Raw genomic sequence first — 25,031 nt, 5'->3', positions numbered from 1 at the left:
GAGAGCTGACCGCCCGGATCAATGAGTTGCTGGCGGCCGTGGAACGGCTTACCCGGGCACGCGACGAGATACGCGCTGAACGCGATGAGGCTGAAGGCCAGGCTCGCCGAGACCGAGGGCGACCTGGCCGCCGCCGGTGAGGCCGGCCGACGGATGCTGCGAGCCTTTCGTGGTGAGACGACTGGCGACGGCTGCACGGATCCGGACGAAGATCACGCAGGTGCTGCATTCCTGTGGCAGCGCATGTCGGTTAAAGGCTGTCCCGTAAGTGGGTTCCTTGGTTGGTGGGCTTCAGAGGAACGCCAGCGGGACGTCCTTATCGATGCAGAGCCGCAGGACGCTCGCCAGCTGGCGGGCGTCCTCGATGTGCTCCTGGAGGAGCTGGTCGCCTTCCTCCCGTGCCCACTGGTCGGTGATCGCCTCCAGCCGGACCAGAATCGACGCGCACTCGGCGGGCGAGAGGTCGTCACCGCCGGCATCTGGATGATCGAGGAGTGGCTCCAGAGCGGTGGACACCTCGCTCCACGGGCGCTCGCCGCCGAAGCCCCGCATCTCCGAGAGGACGAACCCCTCGGCCTCGGCCAGGCGCCGCCGGAACGCGGCAAAGCCGCTGTAGGACCAGGACGCATCCGGACTGCTGTTGTCTCCGTCGCCCGGGAAAAGGACCAGCCCCATGTGCCCTCCTGCTTGCCGAGCACACAGGATCGAGGACATGGGTCGGCCTCGGCAACTGGGATGATCTTGGTGTGGCTGGTGTGATCACGGCGTCGGAGCCCTCCTGGATAGCCCCCTTCACAGGGCTGAGCCCGCGTGCCTTCGGGAAGCTGGTGACGGTGCTGCGGCGGGAGGGCACGGATGCGGTCCGCAAGGGCCGGCCATGGAGTCTTCCGCTGGAGGACCGGGCACAGCTGGTCGCGGCGTACTGGCGTACGAACTTGACGATGCGGCAGCTCGCCCCGCTGTTCGGGGTGTCGAAGTCGGCGGCGGACCGGATCATCGACCACCTCGGGCCGATGCTCGCACTCCAGCCCCGCAAGCGGTTTGCCAAGGACACCGTGCTGATCGTGGACGGCACCCTCGTACCGACCCGCGACCACACCATCGCCGCGCAGTCGAAGAACTACAGGTACTCCACCAACCACCAGGTCGTCGTCGACGCCGATACCCGCCTGGTCGTCGTAGTCGGCCAGCCACTCACCGGGAACCGAAACGACTGCAAGGCGTGGGAGGAGTCCGGTGCCAAGGCAGCCGTCGGCAAGACCCTCACGATTGCCGACGGCGGCTATCCGGGCACCGGCCTCGTCATCCCGCACCGCCGCGAGCGCGGCCAGGCCGAACTCCCGGAGTGGAAAGCGGAGCACAACAAGTCCCACAAGCAGGTCCGGGCCCGCGTCGAGCATGTCTTCGCGCGGATGAAGACATGGAAGATCCTCCGCGACTGCCGTCTGAAAGGCGAGGGCGTCCACCACGCCATGCTCGGCATCGCCCGGATGCACAACCTCGCCCTCGCCGGATAGGTGTGCGGGCCACACGACCACAGAGCAGGCCCGACGCGACTCGGAGATCATTTACGGGACACCCTTTAGGCGTGATCGATTCGGTTGAGCACTGCTGACCACAGTGCGTGCCGAACGGCGAGGCAGCCTTGGAACAGGGGGAACGGCCACTGATTTGAAGATCCCTGCGTCGGTGTGGACACTGGCGTCGAGCCGGACGGCGAGATCCGTGACGGCGGCCGGGGCGACGAGATCGACGCCGGCAGCAACTGCCTAGCCGGATGGCCGAAGGGGCTACGGCTGATCGTCCGCAAGGAACGCCCCTGCACCCGGGCGCCCAGTTGCGGTTCACCGACGCCGACGGGATGCGGCTGACCTGCTTCGCGATGAACACCAAGAACACCCCGATCGCTGAGCTGGAGCTGCGACACCGCCAGCGAGCCCGCGCCGAGGACTGCATCCGCGCGCCCGCGCCACCGGCCTGCGCAACCTGCCCTGCACGACGCCGCACAGAACCAGATCTGGCTGGAGATCGTCCTCGCTGGGCGCGGGATCTACGCTTGTGCGAGCAGGCCGTCGACGAACGCGCGGAGTCCCCGGCGATAGGTGTCGCGCGCGGCCAGTGCGGTCCATCGGTCGCCTATGGCGGCCAAGCACGGCACCTGGGACGCGTCGAGACCGCTAAAGGAAGGCTCGCGGGTAAGGGACCGCCCGTCGTCGGTCTGCCGTCGGTCGGAGTGGGCGCGAACGAGGATCTCGCCGACGGTGTAGTACCAGATGCTGCGGAAGACCTCCACGCCCTGCTCGGGCGTGCACCCGCGGTCGCCGGCTCCGGACAGGATGGCTTCGACCATCCACAGCGCGGATTCGTCGAGGAGGCCGACGAACCCGTCGACGGTGACGATCTCCGCGGCCCACGGCCAGCCCGCGAGGGCGTCGTGCATCGCGGTGGCGGCGGTGACGATGCGCTCCTGCGGGTCGCTCGGCAGGTCCGGGCGCTCAAGCTGGTCGATGTAGTGGTTGAGCAGGAGGACCAGGAGGTCCTCCTTGTTCTGGATGTGGTGGTACAGGGTCGTCGCGCCGATGCCGAGCTCGGCGGCGAGGCGTCGGATAGTCAGTTTCTCCCAGCCGTCCCGGTCGATGAGCCGACGGGCCGCCGTCAGGATCTGTGTCCGGGAGGTCACCGGCGGTCGGCCGGTGCGGCCGTGCGATGCGAGCGGTGCGGACGGTTTGGGCATCTCCTCATCATGCCGGGTGGCTGTCCAGGTCGGTGAAACCGGTGGATCTTCGGCTTTCGAGTTCACAGTGGGGGCTCCTCGCTGCTACTTTCGGAACACGTTCCGAAAGTAGCAGCCCTCTCCGGGAAGGGATCCCACGGTGATGAATGGGACGAATGAGAAAGCAACGAGGAGTCCCGGTGCCCGCCCAGGACTCACGCTCGCCGCAGTGGCCGTCGTGCAGTTCATGGTGTCGCTGGACCTGTCGGTCGTGAACGTCGGTCTCCCGGAGATCGGCAGCGGTCTGGGCTTCAGCACCGTGGATCTGACCTGGGTGATCCACGCCTATGCCTTGACTTTCGGAGGGCTGCTGCTGTTGGGCGGCAAGGCCGCCGACCGCTACGGCCGCAAGCGGGTTCTGCTCTTCGGACTCGGCCTGTTCGGGCTGGCCTCCCTGGTCGGCGGCTTCGCCCAGGCACCCGGCCAGCTGGTCGGTGCTCGGGCCGCCCAGGGCATCGGGGCCGCCGCCCTGGCTCCGGCCGCACTGGCACTGCTGACCGCGACATTTCCCACGGGAAAGGCCCGCGTGAAGGCCTTCGGGGTCTGGAGTGCAATGAACGCGGCCGGCGGCGCCCTCGGCGTCCTGGCCGGCGGCCTGCTCACCGAGTACGCCAGCTGGCGCTGGGTGATGTTTGTCAACGTACCGATGGCGACCCTGGCGCTGGCCATGGCCTGGCGCGGCACCGTCGACAGCAAGCCGGCCGCGCGCGGCGGACGTCCTGACGTGCTCGGCGCAGTCCTGGCGACAGGCGGCCTGGTCCTGCTGGTCTTCGGCGTCGTCCGCACCGACCAGCATGGATGGACGTCGGCAGTCACCGTGACGACTCTGGCGGTCTCCGTCGTCCTGCTGGCCGCGTTCGTCCGGGTCGAGCGGACCACCGCCCGGGAACCGCTGGTCCGGCTCGGCCTGTTCGCCAACCGGTCGGTGGCGGGAGCGAACAGCTACAACCTGCTGGTCGGCGCGGCCATGGCCTCGGCCTTCTACTTTATGTCGCTCTACCTCCAGCGTGTCCTCGGCGAGGGGGCGGCCGCGACCGGACTGATGTTCCTGCCGTTCGCCCTCGGCGTGGTCGTCGGCTCCGTTCTCGCCGTCAAGCTCGGCTACAAGGTCGCCCCCCGCACCCTGATGGCCTGCGGCGGCCTGCTCACCGCGCTCGGATTCGCCTGGTTCGGACTGATCAGCCCCGACGGCAGCTTCCTCACCGACGTCTTCGGGCCCTCGGTCGCCGCGAGCGTCGGCTTCGGCCTCTGCCTCGGCCCGGTCGTCTCCACCGCCACCGTCGGAGTCGAGCCCCAGGAGACTGGCACCGCCTCCGGCCTGCTCAACAGCTCACGCCAGATCGGTGCCTCGCTGGGACTCGCCGCCCTCGGCACCGCGGCCGAACACCGTACCGGCCACGCCCTCACACCGCAGGCCCTCAACGACGGGTACGCCCTCGGCCTGAACCTCTGCGCCGCACTGCTGGTCGTTGCCGTGGTCACCGCGCTCGCAGTTCTGCGGCGGCCCGGGGAACCGGGACAGGCCCCGGCGAGCGTGCCCGAGCCCGCCGCGTCCGAGACGGCCGCCGACTGAATCAGTGCCCTGCCGCAAATCCGCGCCAATTCGCCGAGTCTTCGCCGTGACTGAAAGCGCGCACTTGTTCATGAATTATGCATACCCATAGATGCGTGACTCATCTAGGTCATGGTGTTGAAAGCCGGTAACGTTATTCACGTCAGTGACCGACCGATGGGAGGTAATTCCATGATTTCCACCGTCAAGGCCAACGTCACCTGCGCCGTCGTGCACAACCGTGCTGTAGTCCACAACCGCGCCGTCGTGCACAACCGGGCCGTCGTCCACAACCGCTCGGTGGCTAAGTGACTCTGACCTGCTAGGTCGGCCTGCCACGGTCCCGGGTGGCGCCCGGGGCCGTGGCCTTTTGCAGAATAAATTCCTGCGACGGGGACTGATGTGTCAGCGGATGACGTCACCTTGCGGCTCGTGGATGCGGAAATCTATGACATCGAGCAGAACCTGTGCTTTCTCGTGACCGCCGCTGGCGGGCAGTTCCATATTTCCGCTCCCCCGTCCGAGTTCCGCGCCTGGGCGGCTCGCTGTGACGGGACCAGGACGCGGTCCGAACTGCTTTCCGGAATGGCACCGGAATACGCCGAGGTGGTCGAGGTCCTGCGGCAAGACGGTTGCCTGCGCACGGCCCCGGCCACGGAGGACGCCGAGCGAGCGGCCCGGCTCGCGCGCACAACGGTCCTGCTCACCGGCTCGCCGGAGCTCATCGCCCCGATCACCCACGCGCTTGGACCCACCGGCTACGCGAGCGTCGAGCGGGCCCCTCGGGACCTCGTCGGCGTCGACGCCCGCGACACCGTGCTCGTTGCTGCCTTCGCGTATCCCGCCCACGCGGAACTGGCCCGCCTGGACGAGCTCTGCGGCGGCCTCGGTGTGCGCTGGCTGCCGCTGCGCCGGGAACGCGGCCGTGCCGTCCTCGGACCGGCGATCACGCCCGGCGCGACGGCCGATTTCATGGACGTACTGGACCGCCGGCTTGCCGCCGCTCCCGACCCCCGGGTCTTGGTGGCCATGAGGGACGCGACCGAACCGGCCGGTGTCCCCTTGCGCGGCGGTGACGCCCGCTGGGTGTCCGCACAGCTCGGCGCGTACCTGGAGCGCTGGGTCACGGACGGGGCGAGTGTGGGCGAGATCGAGCTCGACGCGCGCGACTTCGGGCGGATCCATCGCACGGTGCTGCCGGTGCCGACCCGGCCCCGGCCCGTGGCGCGGGGTGACGCCGAGGCGGACTTGCTCGTGGACGACCAGGTGGGTGTGGTCACCGGTGTCCAGGAGCTGGCCCCGCTGCCCGGTATGCCGACCCGGCTGCGCGTGTGCGCGGTCGACGTCGCCGACATGCGGCGCGTCGCCGACTGGCCCAACGACCGGCAGGCGTTCGGTACCTCGTGGTCCGGCTTCGACGGTGCCCGTCGCAGCGCCGTGGGCGAGGCCGTTGAACGCTACTGCGGCAGCTGGCTACCGCAGGACCGGCTCCGGTACGGCAGCCACGCCGCGCTCCGCAGGGCTGGGGTGCCCGCGCTGGACCCCCGCCGGCTGCATCTGTACTCGCAGCGGCAGTACCACAGCGACGGTTTCCCCTTCGCGCCGCTGACCACCGAATCGGAGTGCGCCTGGGTCGAGGGCCGTTCGTGGACGACGGGAGAGCCGGTGTGGGTACCCGCCTTCCTGGTCGCCCACGGGGAGCACGACCCGGTCGCCTACTCCGATCCCCTGGTGGCCGGCGTGGCGGCCGGGGTGACCGAGGAACAGGCCGTCACCTCGGGTCTCGAGGAAGTGATCGAGCGTGACACCACCATGCTGTGGTGGGCCAACGCGCCCCGCCTGCCCCGTCTGCCGATACCCGACCGGATCCGCGAGCTGGTCCACGACAGCCTGGACGTCTACGAGATCACCCTGATCCACCTGGACAACGAGTTCGACGTCCCGGTGCTGGCCGCGGCCGTGTTCGACCGCGCCAACCGCTGGCTGACCATCGGGTTCGCCGCGCGGCCCGACGCGCAGGAGGCGGCGGAGAAAGCGCTTGCCGAGGGATTCACCCTGCACCACACGTGCCACTACCTCGACAACGACAAGGCGCTGGCGGAGGGCCAGGAGCAGCTGCCGCACCTGGGCAACCTCAAGCCGCACCGCGCGGACCGACGTTATCTCGATTCCTACCGCGCAGACTTCGCCGATGTGCGGGACCTGCTGTGCCAGCAGCAGCTCCATCTCGACCCGCGGGCCGGGGAGCGGGTCGCCCCCTGGGTGCGGGACCTGCCCACCGGTTCCTGGGACGGGCTCCCGGCGCTCGCGGAACGGCGGCTCGCGGCGTATCGGGAACGGGTCGAAGCGCGTGGCTTCGAGGTGATCAGTGTCGACCTGACCACCTGTGACGTCGAGGCGGCCGGCTTCAGCGCTGTGCACACCATCGTGCCCGGCCTGGTCTCGAACTTTCCCGCGGGGATGCCGATGTGGGGCGAAGGCCGGATCGGCCGCGTCGGCGTCCGGCTCGGCTGGCGGTCGGAGCCGCTGGCCGAGGAAGAGTTCAACGTCTTTCCGCTGCCTCACGCGTAAGGAGCACCCATGGCCGTCATCGACTCACTTGGTCTGCCGAACACGCGCGGTCGCGGGCCGCTGATCGTTGCGCAGGTCGTGGACGCGCTGGGCACCGGGATGTTTCTTCCGTTCGCCGTCGTGTACTTCCATGGAGCCAAGGGGATCGGGCTGACCACGGTCGGCCTGATGCTGTCGGCCGCGGCGCTGCTCTCGCTGCCCGCCGGACCACTGGCGGGACCGGTGATCGACCGGATCGGGCCGCGGCGGGTGGTGGTTGCGAGCAACCTGATCCGCGTGGTGACCTTCAGCGGCTACGTTTTCACGGACACGCCATGGCAGCTGGTCGCGCTCGTCACGGTCACGCTGTGGGGCGAGAGCCAGTTCCGTCCCGCTGCCGCCGCCCTGGTGGCGCAGGTCGCCGACGAGGGTCAGCGGGCGCGCTGGTACGCGATGGAGCGGTCGCTGCGCAATGTCGGGATCGGCGTCGGCGGGCTGTTCGGCAGCGCACTGGTCGGCTGGGGCGGCACCGGGGGCTACACCGCTGTGGTGGTGCTCAACGCGGTGTCGTTCCTCGTTGCGGCCGGGCTGGTCGGGACCTGGCGCCGGTCCGCCGCGCCCCGTGGCGGTGGGCCGGCGCCGGCCGCGGACGGCACGGCGCTGCCGCCCGGCGGGTATCGGGAGGTGCTCGCCGACCGGGCGTTCCTCGGCGTCCTGGTCACCGTCGGGGTGTTCGCGCTGTGCGATCTCGCGCTGACCGTGCTGCTCAGTGCCTACGTCATCGACGCCCGCGGACTGCCCGCGTGGCAGCCGGGCACGCTGTTCGCCATCAACACCGTGCTGGTGGTGCTGGCGCAGACCCTGGTGGCCAGGGCGGTCGAGCGGCGCAGCAGGCCCAGGGTGCTGCAGGCCGCGGCCGCCCTGTGGGCGGTGTCCTTCGCCCTGTTCGCGACGGTACCGACGGGCCACCCCGGGGTGGCCTTCGGCGGGCTCGTCCTCGGAATGGTCGTGTTCACCGCCGCCGAGCTGCTCCAAGCGCCCACCAGCAGCGCGCTGACCGTGGCGATCGCCGCCGAGCGGGTGCGGGGCCGCTACCTGGGGCTGGAGGAGCTGATGTGGAGCCTGGCCCGGGTGCTGGCGCCGACGGTGTTCACCTGGCTGCTGGTGAGGGGGCCGGGCCTGCCGTGGCTGGCGCTGGGCCTGTGCTGCCTCGCCGCGGTCCTGGTGCTGGCCCGGCTGGACCGGGTGCTGCCCGCGCACGCCGTGCGGGAGCCTGCCGATGCCTGAGCGCGCGGCCGAGGTCCGCCGGCCCGAGGAGTTCCGTGACGTCTACCGCCGTGTCTACCGGGAGCCGCCGTACCACGAGGACGCCGCGGCGGCGGACGCGTTCGCCGCGCAGCTGGCCGAGCACGCGCGACTGCCCGGCTTCTCGGTGACCACCGTCCTCGACGGCGGCGCTATGGGCGGCTTCGCCTACGGGGTGCGCCGGGAGGAGAGCTGGTGGCACCCGCGGGCAGTCGCACCCGCCCCGCGGTGGCTGCGCCAGCCGCTGTTCTACGTCTACGAGCTGGCGGTCGTACGGGAGTTGCGGGGCCGTGGGCACGGACGGGCGCTGCTGGAGCTGCTGCTGGCCGACCGCACCGAGCGGTACGCCGTGCTGGCCGCGTCGACCCTGGCGCCGGCCCGCGAGCTGTACCGGCGGTGGGGCTGGACGAAGGCCGGCGAACTCACCGGTCCGCCGGACGGCGTCGATCTCCTCGCCCGCCCTCTGCCGCCGCCATGAGCGGGCTGACGGCGCCACGGCGCCGGCCGGTCGACCCCATGTGACGCGGGGCCGTCCCACCCTCCGGAGGCCTCGGTCACAGCCCTTGGCCACGCCTTCTAAAGAACGCGTACAGAAAGTCGCCAGACTCCCGGTGCCAGGCTGCTCTGCCGCAGGTCCTTGGGACCCGACGGACAGAGGGAGGCGCGGCGACATGCGGGTGGAGGAGCATGTGGGCGAGGCCGGCGCCCTCGGCGTCTCGCGGTACGAGAAGCCGGGACGGCACGGCCGACGGGCCCACCGGGCCACTTCTGTGCCGAGGGCCGGGGCGCACCATGCTTGAGGGCTGCGTGCCGTGGCCCGAGCCGTGCGCCGACGACTACCGGGCCAGGGGGTACTGGAACGACGAGATTCTCGGCAGCCTGCCCATGTCCGCACCGGACGCGCGGGACAGGCCGGCGGTCGTCACCGCCACCCGCACCCTGACCTACGGCGGGCTGGACCGGGCGGCGGACCGGCTCGCCGCCGGACTGCGCGGCCTCGGTGTCCGCGCCGGTGACCGCGTCGTCGTCCAACTGCCCAACGACGTGGAGCTGGTGGTGCTGTGCATCGCCCTCTTCCGGCTGGGGGCGCTGCCGGTGTTCGCGTATCCCGCGCACCGGACGGCGGAGATCGTCCACCTCGTCAACAGCGCGGAAGCGGTGATGTACGTCTGCGCGGACGAGGCGCTCGACTGCGACTACCGGATCATCGCCAAGGGCGTGCTGGCGGGCGCGGGCATGCTGCGGCACGTGCTGGTGGCCGGCGACCCGGGCCCCTTCGCGGCGCTCGCGGAGGTCGACGGGGACCCGGTGGCCCTGCCGGTGCCGGACGCGCGGGAGGTGGCCTTCTTCCTGCTCTCCGGGGGCACCTCCGGGCCGCCGAAGCTCGTCCCGCGCACGCACGCCGACTACGCGTACCAGCTGCGCCAGAGCTCACGGCTGTGCGGGTTCAGAAGGGACACCCGCTATCTGTGCGCGCTGCCCATGGGCCACAACTTCGCCCTGGGGTGCCCCGGCGTGCTGGGCACGCTGCGCATGGGAGGCACGGTGGTGCCGGCCATGGCACCCACCCCCGAGCTGTGCTTCCCCCTGATCGAGAGCGCCGGGGTGACGGTCACCTCGCTGTCGCCGCCGCTGGTGTCGCTGTGGCTCGACGCCGCCGAGCGGACCGGGCACGACCTGGGGTCGCTCGAACTGCTCCAGGTCGGCAAGGCCAGGCTCCCTCCCGCGACGGCGCGCAGGGTGCCCGGGGGACTCGGCTGTGTCCTGCAGCAGGTGTATGGCATGGCGGAGGGCCTGCTCAACTACACGCGGCTGGACGACCCCGAGAACGTCGTCTTCCACACGCAGGGCCGCCCCCTGGCGCCGGCCGACGAGATACGGGTGATCCGCGAGGACGGTCAGGAGGCGGGGCCGGGTGAGGAAGGGGAACTGCTGACCCGCGGCCCCTACACCGTGCGCGGCTACTACCGGGCCGAGGAGAGCAACCGCGCTCATTTCACCGGTGACGGCTTCTTTCGCACCGGCGATGTGGTCCGGCGGACGGCCGCGGGCTACTTCGAGGTGGTGGGGCGCACCAACGACGTGGTCAACCGGGGCGGGGAGAAGGTGCCGGCCAGAGAGGTCGAGCAGCATCTGCTCGGCGACCCGCACATCGCCCTGGCTGCCGTGATCGGTGTGCCGCACCCGGAGCTCGGCGAGCAGACCTGCGTGTGCGTGGTCCCGCGGGAGGCGGAGCACCCCCCGACGCTGTCGGAGGTGCGGGACGGGCTCAGGGACCGCGGCATCGCGCCGTACAAGCTCCCCGACCGGCTGGTGGTGCTCGACCGGATGCCGCTGACCGCCGTCGGAAAGATCGACAAGAGCGCGCTCAGGGCCCGGCTCGAAGACTGAGGTGGAATGCACGAGAAATCTTCTCACCCGCGCTCCCGGGACAAGAGAAAGGCCGATTTCCGTACGCGTAGGTCAGCGTTATATGCGATACGAACCGATCGGAGGAGTCGAGTGGGCATCGACGTAATGGTTTTCGACGAGCTGCATCTGTCCAGGTCCGCACTGACGGCTTTACTGGAACAGCGTGCGGAGATCAAAGTGGCGGGCTCGGTGGACAGGAAGCTGGCGGCGCTGGAGTTCGCCGAGCTGCACCGGCCCGACGTCGTGGTCATCAGTTTCGACGGCAGGGACGGTGAAACGATCGACCTCGCCGAGAAGATCGCGATCCTTCCCGAATGCCGGACCCTGCTGGTCGCCACCGTGTGCATCCGGTCGGTCGTCCGCAGGGCCTTCACTGGTGAGATCGACGGAATGGTGCGCAGAAGCGCCCCGCCCCGCCGGTTCTTCGAGGCCGTCCACCTGGTGCACCAAGGCGAGCGCGCCTTCGACGCCGAGCTGACGGTGGCGGCGGTGGCGGGCGGGGACTGTCCGCTGACGCTGCGGCAGTTGTCCGTGCTGGAGCACCTGGACCGCGGCGACACCATGGAGGAGATCGCCGATCGGCTGTGTCTGTCCGAGGGGACGGTGCGCAACTACATTTCGTCCGTGGTGGCGAAGATAGGTGCGCGCAACCGTATTGACGCGCTGCGCATTGCCCGGGATCTGCAGTGGATCTGAGGCGCCCGGGCGCGCGGGCGGATCCCGGCGCGCCCCGGCGCCGGTCCCGGGCGTCACACGTGTGACGTGCGGTGTGCCCCGCATCACGTTCCACAACTACCTGATGCCACTCGGCGGCATTGTTTTTCCATTCGTCGCCATGCAAAACGCATGGCGACGAATGTGAAGTGAATCTGTCGCGGTGTGATTGTCGGCTGCTAGGTTTGTGGCACTGGTTGGAATCCGGCCAGTAATTGCTGACTGGGGAGGTAGGTCGTGCCGCACCAAGCCGCCGTCTCGCAGGTGTCCTGGGGGAAAGTGGCGGATTCCATCGAATTCATTCCCGGCCAGTATTCCAACAGGATCCAGCCGGAATCCCTGGCGCGGGAAATGCTCGGCTGCGACGCGGCGGACATCGACACTCTGGTCGAGGCGGGTCTGCCGTTCGAGGACCGCGCCGGGGTGCGTTGCTTCGACGCCAACGACCTCTACAACCTCGGCATGTACTCGGACAAGTCGACGACACAGCCGGAGCTCGCCTTCCGCATGCTGTTCCGGTTCGCCGGCCGGCCCGTCGACGATCTCCTGCGCCCGAAGTCCTGGGACTTCCGGGTCCGCATGGAGTGTGTCGACTGCGCCGGCGTGGCGCCCTGGCACCTCGAGGAACCGGACGTCCAGCGCTTCGGCGGGCGCGTCGAGAAGGTGACGGCGCCGACAGCGAGCGCGGGTTCGGCCGAGTACACGGCGACGGTCACCACGACCGGTGCGCGTACGCCCCTGGTCTCGCCGGTGCTGCGGCAGCTCGTCCACGACTACCTGGACGCCGGCTACCGCTGGCAGATGATCCCCGTACCCATGCAGGCCGACTACCGGCTGGTGCACTCTCTCGGTGCCACGAGCTGTATCGCGGCGAGCCTGTTCCTGGCCGAGCGGTTCCGCGCGGCCGGATACCGGGCCGAGGCGAAGCGGGGCTGGTTCTGCGGCGTGCTCGGCGGGGCTCTCGATCTGCCGCATGCCTGTGTTGAGGTCGAGGACGAGGACGGTGCGCTCAGGACCGTCGACATCGCCAAGGCGCAGCTGGCCGCACGGCTCTCGGCGGACACCGGGGCCTTCCAGGAACTGTGCCTCGGGTCGATCTACAACAAGGTGATCCCTTCCACCGCGTCCGGTAACGCGGCCCTCGGCCATCACGAATGCGGCTCGCAGCTGCCGATCCAGGTGCGCGCGGACATTCGTGCGGTTCGTTGAATCCAATCTTCGGCCACTGCGTCGGGAAAGACGAGTGAAAATGGCGGTACGCGAAATCGAGCCGATTGTCCTTGACCTGGGTCGGCTGGAGAACCTGGCCGAATCCGGCTACTACAACCCCTACACGATGTTCGACTGGCCCGAGGCCATCGAGCCCGACCAGCCGTGGATGAGCGAGAGCCTGACCACGTTGGCCGGCACACCGATGTGGGACGAGCTGACCCGCGAACAGCAGATCGCGCTGACCAGGTTCGAGGCGATCAATTTCTTCAGCCTCAACATCCACGGCATCCGCGAGCTGATGAGCGAAGTCGTGATGCGCATCCACGAGCGCCCGTACGCCGATGTGTCGGAGTTCCTGCACCACTTCATCGGTGAGGAAAACGAGCACATGTGGTTCTTCGCGCAGTTCTGCCTGCGCTACGGTGGCAAGCTCTACCCGGCGCAGCCGACGCTGAAGGCGGACTCGGTCGAACACCTCTCCCCGGTGGCCCGCGAGCTGATCGTGTTCGCGCGCATCCTGATCTTCGAGGAGATCGTCGACTACTACAACGCGCACATGGCGACCGACCAGTCGCTGCCGCCCATCGCCCGTGAGATCAACCGGGTCCACCACCAGGACGAGAGCCGGCACGTCGCGTTCGGCCGGATGATCTTCACCCATCTGCTCGGCCAGATGGCCAGGCGCGACCCGGACGAGGTGCCGCTGGTCGCCGAGTACCTGGAGAACTACCTGCAGTACAGCATCGCCACGCTCTACAACCCGGCGGCCTACCGCGACGCCGGCATCCCGGACGCCCTGGCGCTGCGGCGGCGCGCGCTGGAGCACCCCGCCCGGTTGAAGGCGCACGACGACGTGCTCAAGCGGACAAGGAAGTTCCTCACCAAGTCAGGCGTCGGCAGGGAAATCATCAAATGACCAATCCCGTACAGACGGTCCGGGAATTCATCCTCGGACGCAATCCCCAGCTCGGCCAGGTACCCGACGATCTAGACCTCATCGACAGCCGGGCCATCAACTCGCTGGCATTCGTCGAGTTCATCTTCTTGCTGGAGGAGATCACCGGCGAGGCCATCGACCCGGAAGACGTGAATCTGGACGACTTCCGCACCGTCAAGGCGATCGAGGCGCGATTCTTCGAGCAGAAAGCAGCGCGATGACCACAGTGACCGACAACGGCCTGAGCACCATCGACGGTGGCCAACTGCGTTTGCTGCGGGCCGTCGACTCGGTGTTCCGACGCTTGGCCGACGGCTGGGACGCCCCGGAGTTCCGGTACCCGTTCCTGATGCGGTGCCAGGACCTCGACCGGTTCGACTACTACGACAACTTCCCGCACCTCGGCCTCACCGCCACCCGGCTCGACCCCGAGCGCGTCGGCCCCATGCTGGCCGAGTCGTCCCGCCCGGTGGACCGGATACCGACCGACGTGATGGAGCCGAGCGGCTTCGCGCTGCCGTCGGCGGCCTGTTATGCGATCTACGTCGACCTGGCGGGTACGGCCGTCCCCGCCGAGGGCACCACGCGGACTACCGTCGGCACCTGCTTCCGCAACGAGAACCACTACGACGGCCTGCAACGGCTGCTCGGCTTCTCGATGCGCGAGATCGTCTTCGTCGGCCCCGAGGACGGCGCGAAGAACCACCTTCAGCGCGCCAAGGACGCCGTGCTCGCCCTCTGCGCCGAGCTGGGCCTCGACGTCCGGGTGGAGGTGGCCACCGACCCCTTCTTCGACAAGAACAGTGGCAAGGCGAAGATGCAGCGGCTGTTCCCGGTGAAGGAGGAGTTCGTCGTCGAGGGCCTGGCGATCGGGTCGGTGAACTACCACCGGAACTTCTTCGGCGAGCGATGCGCCATCCAGGCCGGCGACGCCACGGCGCACACCAGCTGCCTGGCCTTCGGCCTGGAGCGCTGGGTGCACACTCTGACCCAGCGGTTCGGCGGCGTCGCCGCCGCGGTGTCGGCAGTCGAGGGCCTGGGCTGATGCGTCGTTCCTTGGCGGAGGCGCTCGGCGTCGAGGTCAGCCTGCTGCAGTCGGGCATGGGCGGCGTCGCCGGGACGGAGCTCGCCTGCGCGGTGTCCGATGCGGGCGCCGCAGGCTGCGCCGGCGGCTACAAGCTGGTCGGTGACGCGCTGTCGGCCATGCTCGCCCGGCTCACCGAGGGGACCGGCCGGCCCGTCGGGGTGAACCTGATCCCGGAGGTGGTCGGGCCGCGGGAACTCGACCGGCAGGTGGCGCAGGTGCTCGACGAGACCCCGGAACGCGTGCACCTGTCGTTCTTCGGTCTGCCCGAGGACGCCGTGTTCGAGCGGGTCGCCGCGGCGGGACGGCCCGTCGTAGTCCAGGTCGGGACCGTTGCCGACGGGGTTTGCGCGGCCGAGCAGGGCGCCGTGGTGGTGGCCCAGGGCGTCGAGGCCGGCGGTCATCTGCTCGGCACGGCCCGGCGCGACGAGCTGGTCGGCGCGCTGCGCGCACGGATGCCCGACGCCTGCCTCGTCGCCTCGGGCGGGATCGGCTCGCCCGAGGAGGCCGGCCGGGCCGTTGCCGCCGGCGCCGACGGCGTACTGCTGGGCACCGCCTTCGTCGTCGCCACCGAGTCCCGGGCGCACCCCTACTTCAAGGGGGCGGTGACCGCCGCCAAGGGCAGCGACACCGTGATCACGGATGTCTACGAGATCGGCTGGCCGGGTCGACGGCACCGGGTGCTGGCGACCTCCGCGACCGCCGACCCGGGGCAGGCCAAGAAGTTCATCGGCCGCACGGTGGTCGAAGGAAAGCCCTACCTGGTGCCGCGGTTCAGTTCCGCGGTGCCGACCGAAGCGACCACCGGCCGGATCGATGAGATGGCGATGTACTGCGGCCTGTCCTGCGGTGCCGTCTCCCACGAGGTCCCCGCGGCCGCCGTCGTCGCCGAGTTCGCGCGCGTCCTCCCGGGCGCGGAAGCCAGAAATCAGACAAGGGTGGAAAGCAATGCCAGTCGATGAAGAGACGCAGCAGGACCTGTCGTACCACCAGGACGCGCCGCGCGCCCGCACCAGGGACGGGGTCGAGCTCTACTACGAGTCCGTCGGTGAGGGCACGGCCATCACCTTCCTCAACAACTTCTTCCTGACCGCGCCGTTCTGGCGGGAGTACACCGGGGAGCTGTCCCGGCGCCACCGCGTGGTGACGTACGACTTCTGCAACCACGGCGCGTCGACGCGGCTGTCCCAGGAGCCGACCTGGGAGGAGCACGCGGCCGACGTGATCGGCTTGCTCGACGCCCTGGAGATCGAGTCGACGTACCTGGTCGGCACCTCGGCCTCCACCCAGCTTGCCCGGGACGTGGCGCTGGAGTACCCGGACCGGGTCCGGGGGCTGGTGCTGGCGGGCCCGGTGTTCGGTCTGCGCGGGATGCGGCGGCACCGGCAGCTCAACCGGGCCTGGCTGCTGACCCTGAAGAACGAGGGCATCGCCGCGCTGTACAACCACATGTACCCCGAGGTGATCGCCGGCGAGATGAACGAGGAGGGCGGTACGCCGGGCTTCCTGGGGCTGCGGGAGAGCTTCATGGCGATGAACACCCCCGAGGAGCTCATCAACGGCCTGACCCTGGCCCAGCAGGGCGACACCAGCCCCGAGCTGCTGTCCCGCGTCGTCGCGCCGACCCTGATCGTCCTCGGCGACGACGACATCCTGCTCAGCCCGGGACGCGGCCGCGATCTGGCCGCGCTGTTCCCCAAGGGCCGCTGCGAGATCATGTCGAACGCCGGTCACGTGCCCTACCTCGATGACCCCGAGACCTTCCAGACGCTGGTCCTAAAGTTCGTCGAAGAAGCGGAAGCACATGTCTGACCAGGAAGTCGAGGCCGCCCGGCAGCGCATTCGCGGGCTGCTGACCGACCTGTTCGGGAACGACCGCTTCGTCAGCGGTGTGCCGGACGACATGTCGTTGCGCGAGGCGGGCGTGTCCTCCACCGGGCTGGTCAGCCTGCTGGTGGCCATGGAGGACGCGTTCGGCTTCGAATGGGACGACGAAGTGCACCCGGAGGTACTGCGCTCCATCGACTCGCTGGCCGGCCACGTCGTCGCCCTGCGCGGCTGAGGGGCCCGTGGTGACCGTCGATCTGGAGCTCCCCAGGGGCGTCGCGGCGGAGACGGCACTGGGCTTCCACCCGGTGCCGTGGCCCCACGGACCGGCCGAGCAGTTCGCGGCGGGGCGCCGCGCGGCCGGCGCGGCGCTGGCCTCGGCCGGGTCGGCCGATCGGGTCGTGCCCCGCGCCCCCGACGGCCGGCCGGTCTTCCCGCGGGGGTTCCCCGGTTCGATCTCCCATACCGAGCGCCTGGCGGTCGCGGCGGTGGTGCCCGGTGCCCGGGCGGTCGGGGTCGACATCGAGGACACGGCAGTGACGGAGCGCATGGCCCGGTTCGTCTTTCGCCGGCGGGAGCGGCAGACCCTGCTCGCGCCGGACGGGGAGTACAGCCCGGGTGAGCTGTTCGTCGCCAAGGAAGCGGCTTTCAAGGCATTGAACGCCATCGCCGCCCTGGGCGACTTCGTGTTCTGGCAGATCGAACTCAGCCGGCCCGGTGACGCGTTGCGCGCCTCGTACGGCGGGGCGTCGGTGCCGGTCCGGGTGCGTTCGCAGACAGATCTCTCGCTCGCCGTGGCGATACGGCGTTGAACTTCACATCTCGCCTCGAATGGGGAAAGAACCAATGATCCACGATGTCTTCGAGGTCATCGAAGAACTCTTCCGCGAACGACTGCACATATCCGAGATCAACCCGGACGTCCCGCTGGTGGACTACGGGCTCGACTCCGTCCGGTCCATCGATCTGGTCATCGAGATGGAGAACACCTTCGGCATACGGATCTCGGACGAGCAGGCGGCGTCGATGCTGACCCTGCGCGACGCCGTCGACCACGTCACCGCGTCGCTCATGGTGCGGCCGGGGCAAGGAGAAAACGCCGCATGAGTGCCGACTCGGATTTCGCGCGGTACGCCCGGCCGGAATTCGCCCGGCTCTTCCGCGCCCTGCATCTGGACGTCACCTACCGGGCCGGCCGGGGCGATCACCTGACGCTGGAGCGGCCGGACGGCGAGGCGGGCTCCGGCACCGGGGACCAGGTGCTGGACCTCGTCGGTGGTGCGGGCTCGTCGCTGTTCGGGCACAACCATCCGGCGCTGGTCGAGGTGGCGCGGCGGTGCCTCGACGAAGAGGTCCCCTTCAACGCCCAGGGAAGCTTCCGTCCGGGCGCCGCCGAGCTGGCCCGGCTTCTGTCGGACACCGTCGGCGCCACGACCGGTGCGAGGTACGTGGTGACCCTCGGGAGCACCGGCGCGGACGCGGTGGAGGCCGCGGTCAAGCACGCCACGGTGGAGCGCAGGCGGCGACTCGGCGCACTGCAGGAGGAGTTCGAGCTGACCCTGCGCCGCGTGCGCAGGGAGGGTGTCGGGCACGTCCTGTGCGCGAGCGGGCCCGCGGCCGGGCTGCCGTGCGAGGAGCTGCTGACCGAGGGGCTGGAGACGATCGCCGCGATGCGACGGGCCGACCCGGTCTTCGTCTCGCTGAAGAACGCCTTCCACGGCAAGACGACCGGCGCGGGCACGCTGACGCACGGCGGCAACGTGCCCGCGGACCTGCACGTACCGGGCCCCCGGCACCTGCGGCTGCACGACTGGACGCCCCGCGCGGTGGTGACCGCGCTCGACGCAGAACTCCTGCCGGTGTACCCGGTCACGATCGACGCCGACGGTGTGCCGCACTCCGTCGTACGCCATCTGTCGCCGCTCGCCGCCTGCTTCGTGGAGCCCGTGCAGGGGGAGGCCGGCGTGCACGAGGTGCCCGTCGAGACCCTGACGGCCCTGCGTGAACTGGCCGACCGTCATGGAGCGGCCCTGGTCTTCGACGAGATCCAGTGCGGCATGGCGCGCACGGGCACCTTCCTCGCCTCCGAGTCCTCGGGCGTGGTCGCCGACTACTACCTGTTCTCCAAGTCCCTCGGCGGCGGACTGGCCAAGGTGTCGGCGCTGCTGGTCACCGCCGACCGGTACGTACCGGAATTCGGCCGGCACCACACGTCCACCTTCGCCGACGACGACTTCTCCTCGCGGATCGCGGCGGCCGCGGTGCGCCTGGCCCTCGACTGGCGCGAGCGGATCGGCGACGTGGGCGCGCTGCTGCGGGAACGGCTCGACGAGGTGGCGGCCCGCTGGCCGGACGCCGTCGCCGAGGTGCGCGGACGCGGACTGCTGCTGGGAGTGGAGTTCCGTCTGCCGCGGCCCGAATCAGGGCTCCTGCGCGAGGTGTTCGACTCCGAGTCGCTGGGTTACCTCATCGCGGGCCGCCTGCTGCACACGCACCGGATCCGCGTCATCCCTACCCTGTCGGCGCCGACGACGGTCCGCGTCCAGCCGTCCGCGCTGCTCCAGCCGGCCGACGTGGACCGCGTCGCGGCGGCGTTCGACGACGTCGCCGGGCTGCTCTCGCGCGGCGACTACGCCTCGCTCCTCGAGCATCTGACCGTACCGCCGACCGGTGAGTGGCAGCCGCGGCAGCATGTACCGCAGCCTCGCGAGAGCCGGCTGGTCCGCCGCGGTGCGCGCCGGGCCGAGGTGCCCCGCGTCGTGTTCCTCGCCAACCTGGACGTGCCGGGCAAGCTGGGGGCGATGGCGCCGGAACTGGCGGCCTGGTCGGACGAGCAGTGCGCGGCCGCGCTCGACCGGATCCAGGGGGAGCTCGACCCGTTCGAGGTCGTCCGGCACCGCGTCACGTCCGAGACCCGGGGCACCGTCGAGGTCGTCATGGTGGCCGTGCCGTTCACCGCCGCCCAGGCCAATGCCGCGCTGCGGGCCGGTCAGGGGCCGTGGCTGCGCCGGACGGTGCTCGACGGGGTGGAGCTGGCCGTCTCCCTCGGTGCCGACGTCATCGGTCTCGGCGGCCACACGTCGATCGTCACCAACGCCGCCCGGGACGTGGTCGAGGACCGTACGAGGGTGACGTCGGGCAACTCCCTGACCGCCGCCTGCGCCTACGACCTGCTGCGTCTGACGCTGCTGGAGTCCGGGGCGGGCGAGCGCCGCGTGGGACTCGTCGGCGGCGTCGGCAACATCGGCGCGGTGATGGCCGAACTGGTCGCCCCGCACTGCGAGTCGCTGGTGCTGGTCGGCCGGCCGGGCTCGGCGCGGCGGCTGGCCACCGTCACCGACCGGCTCACCGGTGTGACGGACGTGTCGGTCGCCGAGGACCTCGAAGCGCTGCGGGACTGCCCCATCGTGGTGAGCGCCACCAACTCGGCCGACCCGGTGATCCTGCCCCACCACCTCGCCGGCGACCGCAAGGTGCTGGTCTGCGACCTCGCGGTCCCCGGTGACGTGCACCCGGCGGTGGCGGGCCTGTCGAACGTCACCCTGGTCTCCGGCGGGCGCATCCAGCTTCCCGGACTGCAGACGCCCCGCTTCCCGGGCATCACACTGCCGCCGGGGATTCTCTACTCCTGCCTGGCCGAGACGATTCTGCTCGGCTTCGAGCCCACGACGCCGAGCCCGTCGTACGGCGGACTGACCTCGGCCGGCGTGCTGGCCGCCCGGGACCTGGCCGGCCGGCACGGATTCCACCCCGCCCGCATCGTCTCCGACGACGTCTCGGTGCGGCCGTGGGTCGTCGATCAGCTCAGCAGCGTTATCGAGGAGAACATCGGATGACCGCGACAGACCCGTTCCCGAGCGTGTGGCACGCTCTGCTGGCAGAGGCGGAACGTGGCTCCGACGGATCGGCGCTCACGCTGATCCCGGAGCCCGGCATCGAGGACACCCTGCGCTACGACGCCCTAGTCGGCAACGCCGCCCGGTGCGCGGCCGCCCTCGCCGAGCGGGGAGTCGGACACGGCGACCGGGTGCTGCTCTGCCTGCCCACGGGCGTAGAGTTCCTCACCGCCTTCTTCGGCACCCAGCTGCTCGGCGCCGTACCGACGGCGATCGCGGTGCCCATACGGTTCGGCGGCGCCGCCGGGTTCGCAGGCCAGATGAAGGAACTGGTGGCGTATCTGCGGCCTGCCGCGGTCGTCACCACGGAAGCCGTCATCGAGGCCCTGCCCGAGCTCGCCGGCGCGACCCTGCTCGCCGGCGCCGCACTGTACGCGCGGGCCACCGCCAGTGACGCTCCCACGCACCCGATCCGACGGCCGAACCTTGACGACACGGCGCTGATCCAGTGCACCTCGGGCTCGACAGGCAGGCCCAAGGGCGTCATGATCTCGCACGCCGCCCTGGCGGCCAACTGCCAGCAGTTCACCGACGCCACGGGGTGGACGCGCGCGGACACGACGGTCAGCTGGGCACCGCTGTACCACGACATGGGGCTGATCACCGGCGTCCTGTGCCCCGTCTACGTCGGCGGCGGCACGGTGCTGATGCCCCCCACCCGCTTCCTGCGCGCCCCGGGCGAGTGGCTGCGGCACATCAGCACCTACCGCGGTGCCGTCGCCGCCGCGCCGAACTTCGCCTATGGCTACGTCACCTCGCGGGTGCGCGACGAGGAGCTGGACGGCGTGGACCTGTCCTGCTGGCGCATGGCGGTCTGCGGCGCGGAACCCGTCCAGCCCGCCACCGCCCGGCGCTTCGTCGAGCGGTTCTCCCGGTGGGGTCTGCCGCCACGGGCGTTCACACCGGGCTACGGGATGGCCGAGGCCACCCTGGTCATCACCGTCAAGCGGCCCGACGCGCCGTTCCGGTACGACTCCATCGACCGGGAGACCGCCGTCACCGGGGGACGGGTGGTCGACGTCGACCCGCAGAGCCCGACCGCGGTGCAGGTGGTCGACTGCGGCGTGCCCGTGGCCGGCGCGGAGGTCCGTGTCGTGGACGACAACGGCGAGCCCCTGGGGGAGAACCAGATCGGACACGTCCAGTTCCGCAGTCCCTCGCGCACGACCGGGTACTTCGACCTGCCGGAGGAGTCCGCCGCCGCGACGGACGCGACAAACTGGTGGCGGACCGGCGACATCGGCTACCTGCGCGACGGCAGCCTGCGGATCACCAGCCGGGCCAAGGACCTGATCATCATGCGGGGGGCCAACTACTTCCCCTCGGACTTCGAGCAGGCCGCCGAGACCGTGCCCGGGGTGCGCCTGGGCGCCGTGATTGCGGTGGGGCACCGGCCCGAGGACGCCGACTCCGAGGAACTCCACCTGATCGTCGAGACCGAACTGGACGGCGAGCAGCACGAGGCGCTGCGCCAGGCCGTGCGGGCCGCGGTGAGCTCACGGACCGGTGTGACCCCGGCCGCGATCCATCTTGTGCCGAAGCGGAGCATCCCCAAGACGACCAGCGGCAAGCTCCAGCGGGCCAAGGCCCGGGAGCTGTTCGTCGAGGGCGCGGCCGCCCCGATCCGAGGCGAGAGCGGGGCAGCGCCCCGGTGACAGCCGCGGGCCCGCCGCGGTCACGCCACCGCGTCGGCCCCGCGCCAGCCGGGCGGCCCGGCCACCTTTCCCCCCGGGCGGCCGGGCCGCCTTCCCCGTCGCGCCCGCCTCGGCGGCCGGTCGCGGCCACCCACCTGTCGTGATGCCCGACTCCTGCACATCCGTCACTCCACCCACCCGCCCCTGACGAGGCGTCGGCACGACGTCCCGGGGTATCGAGCCGTGCACGCGGCAGGAAAGAGGAATTGAGGGTCATGGTCGATTTGCCGCATGCCATCAGTGCTGCTGCGGTGATGCGTGAGCACGCGCTCTCGACACCGGAACGCACCGCGGTGATCTTCGTGGACGACGTGGAACGACCCGACGGCGCCACCCGGTGGTCGTACGCCGACCTGGACGCCGAGGCCAGGAGGATCGGCGCCTGGCTGGCCGCCCGCTACCCGGTCGGTACCCGGGTGCTGCTGCTGTACCCGACCGGATTCGACTTCGCCGCCGCGTACGCGGGGTGCCTGTACGCCGGAGTGGTGGCCGTACCCGCCCCGCTGCCCGGCCGCTACCGCCACGAGCAGGAGCGGGTGAGCGGCATCGCCCGCAACGCCGCGGCCTCCGTGGTGCTGACCGACGGCGAGAACCTGCCCGAGGTCCGGGCCGGGGCAGAGACCGGCGGGCTCGGCGCCCGGGTGGTGGCGACGGACGGCGGAGCCCTGCCAGACCCGGGGCCCTGGACACCTCGGGAGCCGGACCAACGGACCGTCGCGATGCTCCAGTACACCTCCGGTACGACGGGCGAGCCCAAGGGCGTCGTGCTCAGCCACGGCAACCTCCTGCACAACGTGGAGAGCCAGCGCCGCGCCTTCGGACTGACGGCGGACGTGCGGCTGGGCGGGTGGCTGCCGCTCTACCACGACATGGGGCTGCTCGGTCAGCTCCTGCCCGCGCTGCTCCTCGGCGCCACCTGCGTGCTGATGCGTCCCAGCGCGTTCCTGCAACGGCCGCACCACTGGCTGCGGTTGATCAGTGACTACGACGTCTACTCGTCCGCGGCACCGAACTTCGCCTACGAACTGTGCTGCGCCCGGGTCACCGAGGAGCAGTTGGCCGGCCTGGACCTGTCCCGGTGGCGGATCGCCTCGAACGGCTCGGAGCGGATCGACATCGCGACGCTGGATGCGTTCGCGAAGCGCTTCGCCCCCGCGGGGCTGCGCGACGACGCGCTCTGCCCCTGCTACGGCATGGCGGAGGCGACGGTTTTCGTCTCCACCGCGGCGCGGCGCAAGGCGGTGGTCACGACGGTCGACGCCGACGAGCTGAAGCGGCACCGGTTCGTACCGGCCGAGGCCGGGGTCGAGCTGGTGAGCTGCGGGACACCTCACGACTACGACGTGCTGATCGCCGACGCGCGTACCGGCGAGGAAGCGGCGCCCGGGGACATCGGCGAGATATGGCTGCGGGGCCCCAGCCTCGCCCGGGAGTACTGGAACAACCGGTCGGCGACGGAGCACGCCTTCCTACCGAGCGGGTACGTGCGCACCGGCGACCTGGGGGCCGTGCACGAGGGCGAGCTCTATGTGGCGGGCCGGCTCCAGGAGGTGCTGACCGTGGGCGGCCGGCACCTCCATCCGCAGGACGTCGAGCGGGAGCTGCGGGCGCGGTACCCCGAACTGGCCTCCGCCGGGGCCGCGTTCACCGTGCCGACGGCGGGGCTCGTCCCGCAGGAGGCGCTGGTCGTCACGCACGAGGTCCACGGCCGCCCGGCCGAGGAGCGCCTGCGCGGTCTGGCCGACGGGATCCGGGAGACGGTGGCCCGGACGTTCGGGGTCCCCGTCGGCGGGGTCTGCCTGCTGCGGCGCGGCGGGGTGCGGCGCACCACGAGCGGGAAGATCCAGCGCGTGGTGATGCGCCGGCTGTTCCTGGACGAGGAACTGAACGTGATGTACGCCGACCACGAGCCGGGCGTGACGGAGGTTCTGCGCGAGCGGCGCCGCAAGCGGGCCGCTTCCTGACGCCGGCCGCCTGACGCCGGCCGCCGACAGGCCGAGGCGCCGACCGGGGAAAAGTCCCGGTCGGCGCCTCGTCGGCTCGGACGCCCGGCCGGCCCGGACGCCCCGGCGGCTCAGTCCACCCCCACCGTCTCGGCGTACCGCCCGGCCGCGGGACGGCGCGTCGTGCGCAGCGCCGTGTCCAGCTTCTGGAGAACGACCCGGGAGCGGGCGGCGGCGGCGGGCACGATGTCCTGCATCAGGAAGTAGCCGTGCACCAGACCCGGCCCCGGCACATGACGGACCGGCACCCCGGCGACGGCCAGTTTGTCGGCCAGTTCGACGCCCTCGTCGTGGAGCGGGTCGAACTCGGCCGTCGCGACCACCGCCGGCGGCAGGTGCCGCAAGTCCGCGCTGAGCAGGTCGATCGCGGGGTCGAAACGCCGCTGCGGGTCGGGGACGTACAGGTCGTAGTGGTACGCCATGTCGTCGACCGACAGCAGATAGCCCTCGGCGTGGTCGCTGGCCGCGGCGAACAGCAGCCGCGGGTCCACCGGCGGGTACAGCAGGAGCTGGGCGGCGAACCTCAGGTCGCCAGTGTCGCGCGCGTCCAGTGTGACACCGATTGCCAGGCTGGCGCCCGCGCTGTCACCGGCGAGCACGTGGTCGCGTCCGGGGAAGGCGCCACTCGCCCAGCGCGCCGCGGCGACGGCGTCGAGGAGGGGGGTGGGATAGGGGAATTCCGGTGCCCGGCGGTAGTCGGCCGAGACGACCACCGCACCCAGCGACGCGGCCACGATGCGGCAGACCTGGTCGTGGCTGTCGACGTCGCCCAGCGCCCAGCCGCCGCCGTGCAGATAGGTGACCAGCCGCCCCTCGTCCGTCCCCGGTGTGTAGACCCGGCACCGGAACGTCGCCCCGTCCGCGGCGTCGACCGTCCGGTCGACGGCGATGACGGCGTCGCGCGGGCCCCCGTCCTGCCGGGGCTGGCTGGTGGCGTTGGCGAGATACCGCTCGCGGGCCTCCGTGATCCCCAGGTCGCGGACCGGAACCGGAGGGCCGTCGGCGCGTTGCCAGGCGATCAGGTTGCGGAGTATGCGGTCCAGTGGCATAGCAGCCCTCCCCAGGACTGGCT

At 70.7% G+C, this 25,031-nt stretch carries 22 protein-coding genes and 1 pseudogene; 20 read left to right on the top strand and 3 right to left on the bottom strand.

Annotation, left to right across the window (positions count from 1 at the left end; translation table 11 throughout):
- Positions 1–291: 291 nt before the first annotated feature.
- Positions 292–675 carry a hypothetical protein gene (locus tag ACH4FX_RS34410; RefSeq protein WP_398485375.1) on the bottom strand — a complete coding sequence of 128 codons (384 nt, stop codon included), beginning with the start codon at positions 673–675 and terminating at the stop codon, positions 292–294.
- 71 nt (positions 676–746) lie between these two features.
- On the opposite strand from ACH4FX_RS34410, the gene ACH4FX_RS34405 reads away from it, so the two are divergent.
- Both ACH4FX_RS34405 and ACH4FX_RS34400 read left to right on the top strand, forming a co-directional pair.
- Positions 747–1,517, top strand: a complete 771-nt coding sequence (locus ACH4FX_RS34405; protein ID WP_398485374.1) for a transposase — start codon at positions 747–749, stop codon at positions 1,515–1,517.
- 115 nt (positions 1,518–1,632) lie between these two features.
- Positions 1,633–2,033, top strand: a pseudogene (locus tag ACH4FX_RS34400) (transposase); the annotation flags it as partial.
- A 17-nt stretch (positions 2,034–2,050) separates the two neighbouring features.
- On the opposite strand, the gene ACH4FX_RS34395 reads toward ACH4FX_RS34400, so the two are convergent.
- Positions 2,051–2,734: a TetR/AcrR family transcriptional regulator gene (locus tag ACH4FX_RS34395; RefSeq protein ID WP_398485373.1), complete on the bottom strand. Its 684-nt coding sequence runs from the start codon at positions 2,732–2,734 to the stop codon at positions 2,051–2,053.
- Positions 2,735–2,876: 142 nt separating this feature from the next.
- Between ACH4FX_RS34395 and ACH4FX_RS34390 the strand changes: the two genes are divergently transcribed.
- The 18 genes from ACH4FX_RS34390 to ACH4FX_RS34305 all read left to right on the top strand — a co-directional run bounded on the left by ACH4FX_RS34390 (position 2,877) and on the right by ACH4FX_RS34305 (position 23,920).
- Positions 2,877–4,346, top strand: coding sequence for an MFS transporter (locus tag ACH4FX_RS34390; RefSeq protein WP_398485372.1), 1,470 nt, complete (start codon positions 2,877–2,879; stop codon positions 4,344–4,346).
- Between the two features lie 564 nt (positions 4,347–4,910).
- The gene (locus ACH4FX_RS34385) at positions 4,911–6,896 is read left to right on the top strand and encodes a YcaO-like family protein (RefSeq protein ID WP_398485371.1); all 1,986 of its coding nucleotides are present in this window, start codon (positions 4,911–4,913) and stop codon (positions 6,894–6,896) included.
- A 9-nt stretch (positions 6,897–6,905) separates the two neighbouring features.
- Entirely contained in the window at positions 6,906–8,162 is a 1,257-nt protein-coding gene (locus ACH4FX_RS34380; protein WP_398485370.1) for an MDR family MFS transporter, read from the top strand.
- Positions 8,155–8,658, top strand: coding sequence for a GNAT family N-acetyltransferase (locus tag ACH4FX_RS34375; RefSeq protein WP_398485369.1), 504 nt, complete (start codon positions 8,155–8,157; stop codon positions 8,656–8,658). Before ACH4FX_RS34380 ends, ACH4FX_RS34375 begins: the two co-directional genes overlap by 8 nt.
- 314 nt (positions 8,659–8,972) lie before the next feature.
- Positions 8,973–10,571, top strand: coding sequence for a (2,3-dihydroxybenzoyl)adenylate synthase (locus tag ACH4FX_RS34370; protein ID WP_398485368.1), 1,599 nt, complete (start codon positions 8,973–8,975; stop codon positions 10,569–10,571).
- Positions 10,572–10,682: 111 nt separating this feature from the next.
- Entirely contained in the window at positions 10,683–11,288 is a 606-nt protein-coding gene (locus tag ACH4FX_RS34365; protein WP_398485367.1) for a response regulator transcription factor, read from the top strand.
- A gap of 255 nt (positions 11,289–11,543) precedes the next feature.
- Entirely contained in the window at positions 11,544–12,515 is a 972-nt protein-coding gene (locus ACH4FX_RS34360; protein ID WP_398485366.1) for a hypothetical protein, read from the top strand.
- 40 nt (positions 12,516–12,555) lie between these two features.
- Positions 12,556–13,434: a diiron oxygenase gene (locus ACH4FX_RS34355; RefSeq protein WP_398485365.1), complete on the top strand. Its 879-nt coding sequence runs from the start codon at positions 12,556–12,558 to the stop codon at positions 13,432–13,434.
- The gene (locus ACH4FX_RS34350) at positions 13,431–13,676 is read left to right on the top strand and encodes an acetyl xylan esterase (RefSeq protein ID WP_103545809.1); all 246 of its coding nucleotides are present in this window, start codon (positions 13,431–13,433) and stop codon (positions 13,674–13,676) included. The genes ACH4FX_RS34355 and ACH4FX_RS34350 overlap by 4 nt, the downstream gene beginning before the upstream one ends.
- Positions 13,673–14,500: a hypothetical protein gene (locus ACH4FX_RS34345; protein WP_398485364.1), complete on the top strand. Its 828-nt coding sequence runs from the start codon at positions 13,673–13,675 to the stop codon at positions 14,498–14,500. Before ACH4FX_RS34350 ends, ACH4FX_RS34345 begins: the two co-directional genes overlap by 4 nt.
- A complete protein-coding gene (locus tag ACH4FX_RS34340) occupies positions 14,500–15,501 on the top strand; it encodes an NAD(P)H-dependent flavin oxidoreductase (protein WP_398485363.1) in 1,002 nt (333 codons plus the stop codon). The genes ACH4FX_RS34345 and ACH4FX_RS34340 overlap by 1 nt, the downstream gene beginning before the upstream one ends.
- On the top strand, positions 15,488–16,351 hold the full coding sequence (locus ACH4FX_RS34335; RefSeq protein WP_398485362.1) for an alpha/beta fold hydrolase: 864 nt from the start codon (positions 15,488–15,490) through the stop codon (positions 16,349–16,351). The genes ACH4FX_RS34340 and ACH4FX_RS34335 overlap by 14 nt, the downstream gene beginning before the upstream one ends.
- Positions 16,344–16,601: a phosphopantetheine-binding protein gene (locus ACH4FX_RS34330; protein WP_398485361.1), complete on the top strand. Its 258-nt coding sequence runs from the start codon at positions 16,344–16,346 to the stop codon at positions 16,599–16,601. Before ACH4FX_RS34335 ends, ACH4FX_RS34330 begins: the two co-directional genes overlap by 8 nt.
- A gap of 10 nt (positions 16,602–16,611) precedes the next feature.
- Positions 16,612–17,178, top strand: coding sequence for a 4'-phosphopantetheinyl transferase superfamily protein (locus tag ACH4FX_RS34325; RefSeq protein WP_398485360.1), 567 nt, complete (start codon positions 16,612–16,614; stop codon positions 17,176–17,178).
- Between the two features lie 34 nt (positions 17,179–17,212).
- A complete protein-coding gene (locus ACH4FX_RS34320; protein WP_398485359.1) occupies positions 17,213–17,473 on the top strand; it encodes an acyl carrier protein in 261 nt (86 codons plus the stop codon).
- The gene (locus ACH4FX_RS34315) at positions 17,470–20,202 is read left to right on the top strand and encodes an aminotransferase class III-fold pyridoxal phosphate-dependent enzyme (protein WP_398485358.1); all 2,733 of its coding nucleotides are present in this window, start codon (positions 17,470–17,472) and stop codon (positions 20,200–20,202) included. The genes ACH4FX_RS34320 and ACH4FX_RS34315 overlap by 4 nt, the downstream gene beginning before the upstream one ends.
- Positions 20,199–21,917 carry a fatty acyl-AMP ligase gene (locus tag ACH4FX_RS34310; RefSeq protein WP_398485357.1) on the top strand — a complete coding sequence of 573 codons (1,719 nt, stop codon included), beginning with the start codon at positions 20,199–20,201 and terminating at the stop codon, positions 21,915–21,917. Before ACH4FX_RS34315 ends, ACH4FX_RS34310 begins: the two co-directional genes overlap by 4 nt.
- Before the next feature lie 254 nt (positions 21,918–22,171).
- Complete coding sequence (locus tag ACH4FX_RS34305; RefSeq protein ID WP_398485356.1) at positions 22,172–23,920, top strand: fatty acyl-AMP ligase; 1,749 nt, start codon at positions 22,172–22,174, stop codon at positions 23,918–23,920.
- Positions 23,921–24,030: 110 nt separating this feature from the next.
- Here ACH4FX_RS34305 and ACH4FX_RS34300 read toward each other — a convergent pair whose 3' ends face one another.
- Complete coding sequence (locus ACH4FX_RS34300; RefSeq protein ID WP_398485355.1) at positions 24,031–25,008, bottom strand: alpha/beta hydrolase; 978 nt, start codon at positions 25,006–25,008, stop codon at positions 24,031–24,033.
- Positions 25,009–25,031: the final 23 nt, after the last annotated feature.

Origin of the sequence: Streptomyces sp. NPDC018019, from assembly GCF_044327805.1 — a bacterium.
In the GTDB taxonomy this organism is placed as follows: domain Bacteria; phylum Actinomycetota; class Actinomycetes; order Streptomycetales; family Streptomycetaceae; genus Streptomyces.
This window is presented reverse-complemented; position numbering and strand designations above follow the sequence as displayed.

Bases quoted from the DNA above. Each gene is read 5' to 3' on its own strand.
- ACH4FX_RS34320 (WP_398485359.1), top strand. From the start codon at position 17,213: ATGATCCACGATGTCTTCGAGGTCATCGAAGAACTCTTCCGCGAACGA.
- ACH4FX_RS34410 (WP_398485375.1), bottom strand. From the start codon at position 675: ATGGGGCTGGTCCTTTTCCCGGGCGACGGAGACAACAGCAGTCCGGAT.
- ACH4FX_RS34310 (WP_398485357.1), top strand. From the start codon at position 20,199: ATGACCGCGACAGACCCGTTCCCGAGCGTGTGGCACGCTCTGCTGGCA.
- ACH4FX_RS34395 (WP_398485373.1), bottom strand. From the start codon at position 2,734: ATGCCCAAACCGTCCGCACCGCTCGCATCGCACGGCCGCACCGGCCGA.
- ACH4FX_RS34340 (WP_398485363.1), top strand. From the start codon at position 14,500: ATGCGTCGTTCCTTGGCGGAGGCGCTCGGCGTCGAGGTCAGCCTGCTG.
- ACH4FX_RS34370 (WP_398485368.1), top strand. From the start codon at position 8,973: ATGCTTGAGGGCTGCGTGCCGTGGCCCGAGCCGTGCGCCGACGACTAC.
- ACH4FX_RS34305 (WP_398485356.1), top strand. From the start codon at position 22,172: ATGGTCGATTTGCCGCATGCCATCAGTGCTGCTGCGGTGATGCGTGAG.
- ACH4FX_RS34385 (WP_398485371.1), top strand. From the start codon at position 4,911: ATGGCACCGGAATACGCCGAGGTGGTCGAGGTCCTGCGGCAAGACGGT.
- ACH4FX_RS34350 (WP_103545809.1), top strand. From the start codon at position 13,431: ATGACCAATCCCGTACAGACGGTCCGGGAATTCATCCTCGGACGCAAT.
- ACH4FX_RS34315 (WP_398485358.1), top strand. From the start codon at position 17,470: ATGAGTGCCGACTCGGATTTCGCGCGGTACGCCCGGCCGGAATTCGCC.
- ACH4FX_RS34330 (WP_398485361.1), top strand. From the start codon at position 16,344: ATGTCTGACCAGGAAGTCGAGGCCGCCCGGCAGCGCATTCGCGGGCTG.
- ACH4FX_RS34380 (WP_398485370.1), top strand. From the start codon at position 6,906: ATGGCCGTCATCGACTCACTTGGTCTGCCGAACACGCGCGGTCGCGGG.
- ACH4FX_RS34300 (WP_398485355.1), bottom strand. From the start codon at position 25,008: ATGCCACTGGACCGCATACTCCGCAACCTGATCGCCTGGCAACGCGCC.
- ACH4FX_RS34355 (WP_398485365.1), top strand. From the start codon at position 12,556: ATGGCGGTACGCGAAATCGAGCCGATTGTCCTTGACCTGGGTCGGCTG.
- ACH4FX_RS34345 (WP_398485364.1), top strand. From the start codon at position 13,673: ATGACCACAGTGACCGACAACGGCCTGAGCACCATCGACGGTGGCCAA.
- ACH4FX_RS34390 (WP_398485372.1), top strand. From the start codon at position 2,877: ATGAATGGGACGAATGAGAAAGCAACGAGGAGTCCCGGTGCCCGCCCA.
- ACH4FX_RS34335 (WP_398485362.1), top strand. From the start codon at position 15,488: ATGCCAGTCGATGAAGAGACGCAGCAGGACCTGTCGTACCACCAGGAC.
- ACH4FX_RS34375 (WP_398485369.1), top strand. From the start codon at position 8,155: ATGCCTGAGCGCGCGGCCGAGGTCCGCCGGCCCGAGGAGTTCCGTGAC.